The 7,672-nt window shown below is 35.8% G+C and carries 8 protein-coding genes; 2 read left to right on the forward strand and 6 right to left on the reverse strand.

The annotated features are described in order from the left end of the window. Positions 1 to 161: 161 nt before the first annotated feature. Positions 162 to 398, reverse strand: coding sequence for a hypothetical protein (locus tag V7137_RS17270; RefSeq protein WP_218348567.1), 237 nt, complete (start codon positions 396 to 398; stop codon positions 162 to 164). Between the two features lie 316 nt (positions 399 to 714). Between V7137_RS17270 and V7137_RS17275 the strand changes: the two genes are divergently transcribed. After that, entirely contained in the window at positions 715 to 2,085 is a 1,371-nt protein-coding gene (locus tag V7137_RS17275; RefSeq protein WP_335699239.1) for an MATE family efflux transporter, read from the forward strand. 129 nt (positions 2,086 to 2,214) lie between these two features. Here V7137_RS17275 and V7137_RS17280 read toward each other — a convergent pair whose 3' ends face one another. Then, positions 2,215 to 2,871 carry a potassium channel family protein gene (locus V7137_RS17280; protein WP_335699240.1) on the reverse strand — a complete coding sequence of 219 codons (657 nt, stop codon included), beginning with the start codon at positions 2,869 to 2,871 and terminating at the stop codon, positions 2,215 to 2,217. 49 nt (positions 2,872 to 2,920) lie between these two features. Next, a complete protein-coding gene (locus V7137_RS17285) occupies positions 2,921 to 4,270 on the reverse strand; it encodes a TrkH family potassium uptake protein (protein WP_420490147.1) in 1,350 nt (449 codons plus the stop codon). Positions 4,271 to 4,714: 444 nt separating this feature from the next. Here V7137_RS17285 and V7137_RS17290 point away from each other — a divergent pair, with 444 nt between their 5' ends. Continuing rightward, positions 4,715 to 5,158, forward strand: coding sequence for a YfmQ family protein (locus V7137_RS17290; protein ID WP_335699242.1), 444 nt, complete (start codon positions 4,715 to 4,717; stop codon positions 5,156 to 5,158). A 170-nt stretch (positions 5,159 to 5,328) separates the two neighbouring features. Here the strand turns inward: V7137_RS17290 and V7137_RS17295 are convergent, their stop codons facing one another. From V7137_RS17295 to V7137_RS17305, 3 genes are all read right to left on the reverse strand, one after another. Continuing rightward, the gene (locus tag V7137_RS17295; protein ID WP_335699243.1) at positions 5,329 to 5,988 is read right to left on the reverse strand and encodes a TerC family protein; all 660 of its coding nucleotides are present in this window, start codon (positions 5,986 to 5,988) and stop codon (positions 5,329 to 5,331) included. Between the two features lie 338 nt (positions 5,989 to 6,326). After that, positions 6,327 to 6,983, reverse strand: a complete 657-nt coding sequence (locus V7137_RS17300; protein ID WP_335699244.1) for a YcnI family copper-binding membrane protein — start codon at positions 6,981 to 6,983, stop codon at positions 6,327 to 6,329. A 22-nt stretch (positions 6,984 to 7,005) separates the two neighbouring features. Next, positions 7,006 to 7,581, reverse strand: coding sequence for a DeoR family transcriptional regulator (locus V7137_RS17305; protein ID WP_335699245.1), 576 nt, complete (start codon positions 7,579 to 7,581; stop codon positions 7,006 to 7,008). Between the last annotated feature and the right edge of the window lie 91 nt (positions 7,582 to 7,672).

Consider the following 7,672-nt stretch of genomic DNA (forward strand, 5'->3'; position numbering starts at 1 on the left):
TTCCGCTCCAATCAACATTGCTAACATATCAACAATATCCTTTAACACAGCTTTCATAAAAAAAAAGGCTTTATATACAAGTAATTCCTAACATCTTGTATATGAAGCCTTCATTACTTATTAACTCATTGTGAACGCCAGCATCCAACAGTAGAAGAAGATTACATACTTGTTTCTTTTTCTACTATTCTTTGTTTATGCTCAAGATACCCGCTAATTTTTACTGGTTTATTTTTATAAATAGAACGCAAATTCATATCAATCAGTGACCCGGCAATTAACCCTAAAAAGACAATGGAAATCGAAAAGACATCCGATCTTAATGCAAAAAACAGAGCCACCACACATAAGGTTATACTAAAGAAAAATTCACTTACTAAAAAATGTATTTTTTCCATATTAGCACTCTCCTTAATATTTTAATAAACTATAAGTTCTTTGATAAAATTCCGTTTCCTGCTTTTTTTTGATTTATCCTACTCCTGTTTAAAAAAATAAGTCTTTTCTCCTTGTTGGAGAAAAGCATCCGTTCAAAAAACTGATCTTCTTATACTAACTCGTTTATTCTAAGGGGGATAAATGGTTTATTTTTGGGCCGGAGGGAATGTCTCGATGACTATAACTGGAATTTTTTGAAATACTTTTTGATATTCATTTAGAGTAAATGTAGTTAAAATTGGTTTTATAAGATTCTGGGTAAAGAAGGAGAATAAATTGACTGTAGAGAACAATAAGTACCAAGATCAATCATTGTTTAGCATCACGTGGCCTCTATTTATCGAAATATCGCTTCATATGGGTATGGGGATCGTTGCTACGTTAGTATTAAGCGGATATTCAGACAACGCTGTTGCAGGAGTTGGAGTAGCCAATCAAATTATTAATATTTTTATTTTAGTATTTAACGTCACTGCCATCGGAGCGACCATTCTTATCGGGCAAAATTTAGGAGCAAACCAATTGAATCGGGCACGTCGCCTTGCAAGATCTGCCTTTGGAGTGAACTTCTGGATTGGAGTTATCATGACCATCGTTGTGGTTGCTTTTGGAGGCTTGTTTTTAAAATTTTACGGACTTAGCGGTGAAGTTTACGATTTTGCCTACACCTTCCTTACCATCACAGGTCTATCTCTTTTCCTTGAAGCCATCTCTTTAGCTTTAAGTGCTGTTTTACGCAGTTACGGACTTACCAAAGAAACCATGGTCGTGACTGTCATCATGAATGTCATCAATATTCTTGGTTCCTTTATTGCCATTAAAGGATGGTTCGGCCTTCCTGTAACAGGTGTTGCTGGGGTAGCCTATTCCATGTTTGTTGCCCGGATATTTATCATTGCAGCTCTTTTTTACTTTGTATATAAACAGCTAGCTTTAAAGTTTCATATAAAAGATATCTTCAAAATCAATAAAACGGATGTTAAGGAGCTTCTTTCCATCGGGGTTCCATCTGCTGGAGAAAATCTTTCTTACCAATTTTCTCAGGTTGTTATTACCAGCTTTGTAGCACTTACTGGAGCTGCGGCATTAGCAGCACGGGTGTATATTTTAAATATATCGATGCTTTGCTTCCTGTTTACGGTCGCCATTGCCCAAGGGACACAACTTTTGATTGCCCGTTATATCGGGGCTAAGCAATATGACAAGGCCCTGAAGCGGGGGCTAAAGACATTAAAAATTGCCGTAATGGTTTCAGCTGCTGTTTCTCTTGCTGTTGCCTTAATTGGCGAACCAATCTTAACCATGTTTACCACCGATACTAACATTATTGCTATTGCTCTACCAGTATTATGGGCGATTGTATTTATCGAGCCTGGCCGTGCCATGAATATCGTCCTAATGGGTTCTTTAAAATCAGCAGGTGATGTCCGATTCCCTGTTATCATCGGTGTCATCAGCATGTGGGGAATTGCCGTAGTATTTAGTTACTTTTTCGGAATTACACTTGGTTTAGGACTATTAGGAGTTTGGCTAGCCCAAGGACTTGATGAATGTGTCCGAGGATTTTTCGCCTTGAAACGCTGGGTCTCCAAACCTTGGTTAAAGACAAAAGCTGCCGAACACAAGCTATCGCCAAACGTGTCTTAGTTAAGAGTATTGGACCCATAATGATAGAACAACCAACAGGTAAAATTGCTGAATATGAACCATATGAAAATGAACACTGGATTCTAAGCCAGTGTTCATTTTTGTTTCTCATCTACTATTCCTAATGAATTATTTTATATTTGCAAAATCATTTAGATCATCTCGATGGCCAATCACTACTAACTTATCACCATTTTGAATGATCTGGTCAGGAGAAGGAGATATGATTAAATGTTCATTACTCAAGATTGCAATGGCGGTTACGTTATATTTTGCTCGTAAATCAAGCTCCCGTAAGCTCTTTCTTGTCATACTTGGTGGAATCATCATTTCTTCTATATTGTATTCATTTGACAACTCTATATAATTCAACACGTTGGGCGAGAGAAGCTGATGTGCAACACGCTCTCCCATATCTCTTTCAGGATGGATTACCCAATCCGCTCCAACTTTTGTTAATACTTGTCCATGGCGTTTATTAAGAGCTTTTGCAATTACCTGTTTTACTCCCATTTCTTTTAAAAGCAAGACGGTTAAGATACTAGCTTGCATATCATTACCGATTGCGACAATTACATAATCAAAATTACGAATCCCCACTGATTTAAGTGATTCTTCTTCTGTAGAATCAAGTGCGACAGCATGAGTAACCAATAATTTTCCATCATCTACGCGTTCATTGTCTAGATCAATTCCCATTACTTCTTGTCCAGCTTCATATAATTTAGCCGCTATACTCGACCCAAAACGACCTAACCCAATAACTGCATAACTTTGCTTAATCATCGTTCATCATTCACCTCAAAGGAATCCTAATTATTTCAATCAATAATCCTTAGCCGATTAATATTTTTTCTTCTGCATATCTTACCTTGGCTTCTTTTCGAGTATTTAGAAGTGCAAAAGCCATGGTTAAAGGTCCAAGCCTTCCAATAAACATCATAATGGTAATCAATATTCTGCCAAAAGGCGACAGTTCGGGTGTAAAATTTGCAGACAAGCCAACTGTTCCAAAGGCGGAAATGGTTTCAAAAAGAAGTTTACTCATATCCGCATTTTCGGTAAACGTTAATAAAAAAAAGATGAGGAAGATAAAAAAGATACCTGCCACAACAATAGACAAGGATTTATTTACCAGTTCCCACGAAATTCTTCGTTTAAAAATATTCAAATCATCCCGATTTGTGACCACAGCCCAGAAGGCTAAAATAATAATAGCAAAGGTTGTTACTTTAATCCCCCCTCCAGTAGATCCTGGAGAAGCACCAATAAACATCAATGCCATCATAATAACAAGGGAAGATAGGTTCATGGAACCAATATCAATCGTATTAAAACCAGCCGTCCTTGTTACAACCCCTTGAAAGTAGGAGGCCCAAAGCTTATCTCCTAACGGCAGATTACCCATAGTAGCCGGATTACTATATTCTGAAATAAAAATAATTAATGGTCCTACAATGTTAAGTATGAGTGTCATAAGCAGCGCGACTTTAGAATGCAGGGATAATTTACGAAGGGATCTTTTTTGAAATAGATCAAGAATAACAGTGAAACCAATACCTCCAGTGATGAAAAGAAGGGTAACCATTATATTAACAGTTGGATCACCTACCCATTTGCTCAGATTATCAGGTTCAAGACCGAACCCAGCATTATTAAAAGCTGAAATCGAGTGGAATATCCCATAGTAAATGGCTTTTCCCAACGGCATTTCAAATGACCAACGAATGGCTAAGATCGTAGCACTAATTAGTTCAACAATAAAAGTAATGAGGATAATCTTTTTTACTAGGTTAACAACACCTGAAAGAGAAAATACATTTAACGAATCTTGTAATAATAAGCGTTCCTTTAGACCAATTTTTTTTCCTAAGATAATAAACATAAATATTCCTGTGGTCATAAATCCCCAACCGCCAATTTGAATCAAACAGAGAAGTACAATTTCACCAAATAAAGTAAAGGTGGTTCCCGTGTCAACAACTGCCAAGCCTGTAACACAGACTGCAGAAGTTGCTTCAAATAAGGCATCAATGAAGCTAAGTCCACGTCCCTTTTCGTACGTAGCTATAGGCAGCATGAAAAGAAGGGTCCCCAATAGTATTAGACTACCGAAACCCAATACAAGGATCTGGGCAGGATGCAAACTAACTAAATTCCCTTTTCTTTTAAACAATTCCACAATATTGACTCCCCTACATTTTCATAATAAATGCATCATTTGTACCAAAAAGCTCTTGAGGAAGAAAAATCTCTAAATAGTGTTTTTTAGATAAAGGATTCCGCTAAAAAATAATACATAGAAATTCTCTTTTATGGTTCGCCCTTTTGTCATTGATTATGAATTCATTTTTTTAAACTTATTTGGTTAACAAGATAGAAAAAGGTGATTCTACATTATTCTATTTTTACTTACCATTAATGTATAGTGTCTTTTCTCTTTATTTGAGAAAATCTTCTAATTACGTGTCTATACTTCCATTGTGTACGTCCTCAGTTACTTCACTAGAGATAACATCTGAAAGTGGATGGTATATTTTTAGGTGAATTGGATGGTTATTAATTGCTCTAGTTGAGATATTATTAAAACGATTAGAAACAAACAAATGCCGTAACGGAGATGATGAAAATGACATGGGCTGTGATTTCGATTATTCTCATAAGTATTGTGAAAATATTAATGACTTGTCTTCCAACAGGTCCAGTGGAATGGCTTATAAAGAAATTTGAAGTTCATTCCAAACTTACTGAAACGAATATCACCGTAACAATGGACGGAAAACCTTTAGAAGATGAAGACAAATTTCAAGTGATTCATGACTTTAACGAAGCTACATTTTTAGAGCATCATTACATATATCCAGGGACCGAGGACTTATATTTACATCCAGAGAGCAGTAAGACTCCATTAGTTATTGAAACGAAAAAAGACAAAAATGATATTCGGTTATTTGTTTTCAGTTACAACGATCGTATTGATGTAGTCAAACAGTACAAGAAGAAAGTATTTGCGTATAGTCTGCTTTCAGATCGTCTCCAAAAAAGTTCTTTAAAAATGGACACGGGGGCCTGATAAAATTCAGGCTGTAAATTAGCCATAAGAACAGCACCTCCAACTGTTAGATGGTATCTAACAGTTGGGGTGCTGTTCATTAACGAATACGTTCAATTTCAATAAAATGACTTAATTCTTATATTAATCTAAGAAAGGCTTTAATTTCTATATCATTTTTTCTTAAGCTTTTATAGCAGTTTTTTCTTAGAAATTAAAAATCCAAAACCAATAACAAAAATTGTAATTGTTACAGGAACCAATGAATGTAAATCACGAGAGAGAAAAGGCTCAAATTTAGGTTCTCCAACGATCATTTCACCTGCTGTCCATGCTAAGATTCCAGCACCTGCATAGGAGATAATAGGGTACTTGTCCATTGCTTTTAATATTAACTGGCTTCCAAAAACAACGATAGGAATACTAACAATAATTCCGATCATTATACCAACTAAATTTCCTTCAACGGCACCAGCAATCGCTAGGACATTATCAAGGGACATTACTGCATCTGCAATAATGATTGTTTTCACAGCGGAAATGAAACTTGAATCACCTTCTCTACTATTTTCCTCATCATCACCAATGAGTAGTTTAATGGCTATATAGACTAGAAGAAGTCCACCTATAAACGTTACGAAAGGGACGTCCAATAGATAAACAATTGCTATTGCAAATAGTAACCGTAAAATAATGGCTCCAAATGTTCCCCAAAAGATTGCTTTTTTTTGTTGTTTCTTTGGAACATTACGTGATGCCATTGCGATAACAACTGCATTATCACCACTTAATACAATATTGATTAAAATAATTTTCAATAGAACCGCAAATGACAAACCAAAAATCTCCAAACTATTCACCTCTGGAAAAAGTTAACTTTGTCATTTATATTAATTTGATGTAGAAAAAAGAACTGATTTCATAGAGATTGGTTGCTATGATGGACATACTTTAAAATAGAATAATTGATGAATAATGGGAAATTCGTGGGTTGATATTTACCTTGACATACCAGACCTTTCACCAAAGGAACATAGGTTACCTGCTGCCATTAACCATAAAGAAATAGACTGCCTTTTTTGCTTCCAGACCTTTAAAGAGAGCACCCTTTCGTTGAAAAGTTTATTACAACGCTTTCTTGTTCAAGAAAAAAACCTATTCATACGTTGAATAGGTCATTTTTAGTCATTTACTTTTTACGGAATGCAAGTACAAGTGCGATTAATGAAAGTAAAGCTGCACCTGCTGATATGATTAGTGGAAGAGACGAATCTGATTTATCAGCGTCTGTTGTTTTAGAAACTTCTGTTTTTGTTTCTTCTTTTTTAGTTTCTTCCATTTTAGCTTTATCATCATGACCATCGGTTGATGTTCCAGCAACAATGTCGGTAATGGAATGAGGACTATCCGCACCTTCATCTCCTGTCCATTCTACGATACTTCCATCTTTATAATATTGAAATGCATCCCAAGCCGCTTTTGTAGCATTTTCAGGGTTTTTCCCAACGAAAGTAAACTGTTGGAATTGACCTTGCAAAATTCCTTCTCCAGTTGCTTCGAATGTAAATGATTTAACTATTCCATTCGCATCTTTTTCATCAGAATATTTCCATCCAGGAACTGGCTGATAAGACTTAATTTCAACACCAGCTGGTGCTTTGATCGTGACCTTCGTCGTTGCTACATCCTTTTCAACTGGAACCTTAACCGTATACGTTTCCCATGCACCTGTTGTAGAGGTTTTCGGAACGACTGTAACATGGGCACTTGCCACACTCGAAAATAAAAACAAACCTAAAAGCGTTGGTAAAAACAGTTTGGAAATCTTTTTGACTGTACGTTTCATCATTATTGCTCCTCTATTTGTATTATCGTTTACACCCACAGCCCATTTGACCATTCATTCTTTTATGTATTTCTTCGATGGCTTCGTTGAATCGAAGGACAATTCCACCAAAGCCCTTTTGAAATTGCTCAGCATGTTTTAATGAATCAAAAGCTAATACTTGTGGCTGGCAGCAATGCAAATTAAAATCTGCGTCCATTAAAAAGTAAGCCATTTTAGAACTAATGGTCGTATTTTGCAGGAAATCCCGACAAATGATTTGAGATACATCTTTTTCAATGTCCCTGTATCGTAATAAGCCACAGTGAGGGCAGCATAATTGTTCAACCCTTAAATCATGGGTAATAATTTGAACAGGGTGGCGATTATTTGATTCCTTGAAGCAATATGTACAAGCTGTTGAAGAAACATTCGTTACTTGCGCTAAACAGATTCCACCTGAAGTTTTAATGATCTTTTTTTCCTCTATTAGTGGTTTTATATCTCGATAAACAGTCATTTCAGAAACATGTAAACGATTGCTTATCTCTGTTATCGAGAGGGTCCCTTCTTTCTCTAACCATGTTAACATTTGCTCCCGACGTTCAATTGGTAACATTTTTGCACCTCCTTCATGTTTTGTTCAAAATACCTTCATATAAATAGATTAAGATACCTTTAAATCATAAACAAGATATAAATGTGAATAT

The organism is Neobacillus drentensis (assembly GCF_036962765.1).
In the GTDB taxonomy this organism is placed as follows: Bacteria; Bacillota; Bacilli; order Bacillales; family Cytobacillaceae; genus Neobacillus; species Neobacillus drentensis_C.

Excerpts from the sequence above, each read along its gene's own strand:
- V7137_RS17270 (WP_218348567.1), bottom strand. The coding sequence starts at position 398 with ATGGAAAAAATACATTTTTTAGTAAGTGAATTTTTCTTTAGTATAACC.
- V7137_RS17280 (WP_335699240.1), bottom strand. The coding sequence starts at position 2,871 with ATGATTAAGCAAAGTTATGCAGTTATTGGGTTAGGTCGTTTTGGGTCG.
- V7137_RS17290 (WP_335699242.1), top strand. The coding sequence starts at position 4,715 with ATGACATGGGCTGTGATTTCGATTATTCTCATAAGTATTGTGAAAATA.
- V7137_RS17300 (WP_335699244.1), bottom strand. The coding sequence starts at position 6,983 with ATGAAACGTACAGTCAAAAAGATTTCCAAACTGTTTTTACCAACGCTT.
- V7137_RS17305 (WP_335699245.1), bottom strand. The coding sequence starts at position 7,581 with ATGTTACCAATTGAACGTCGGGAGCAAATGTTAACATGGTTAGAGAAA.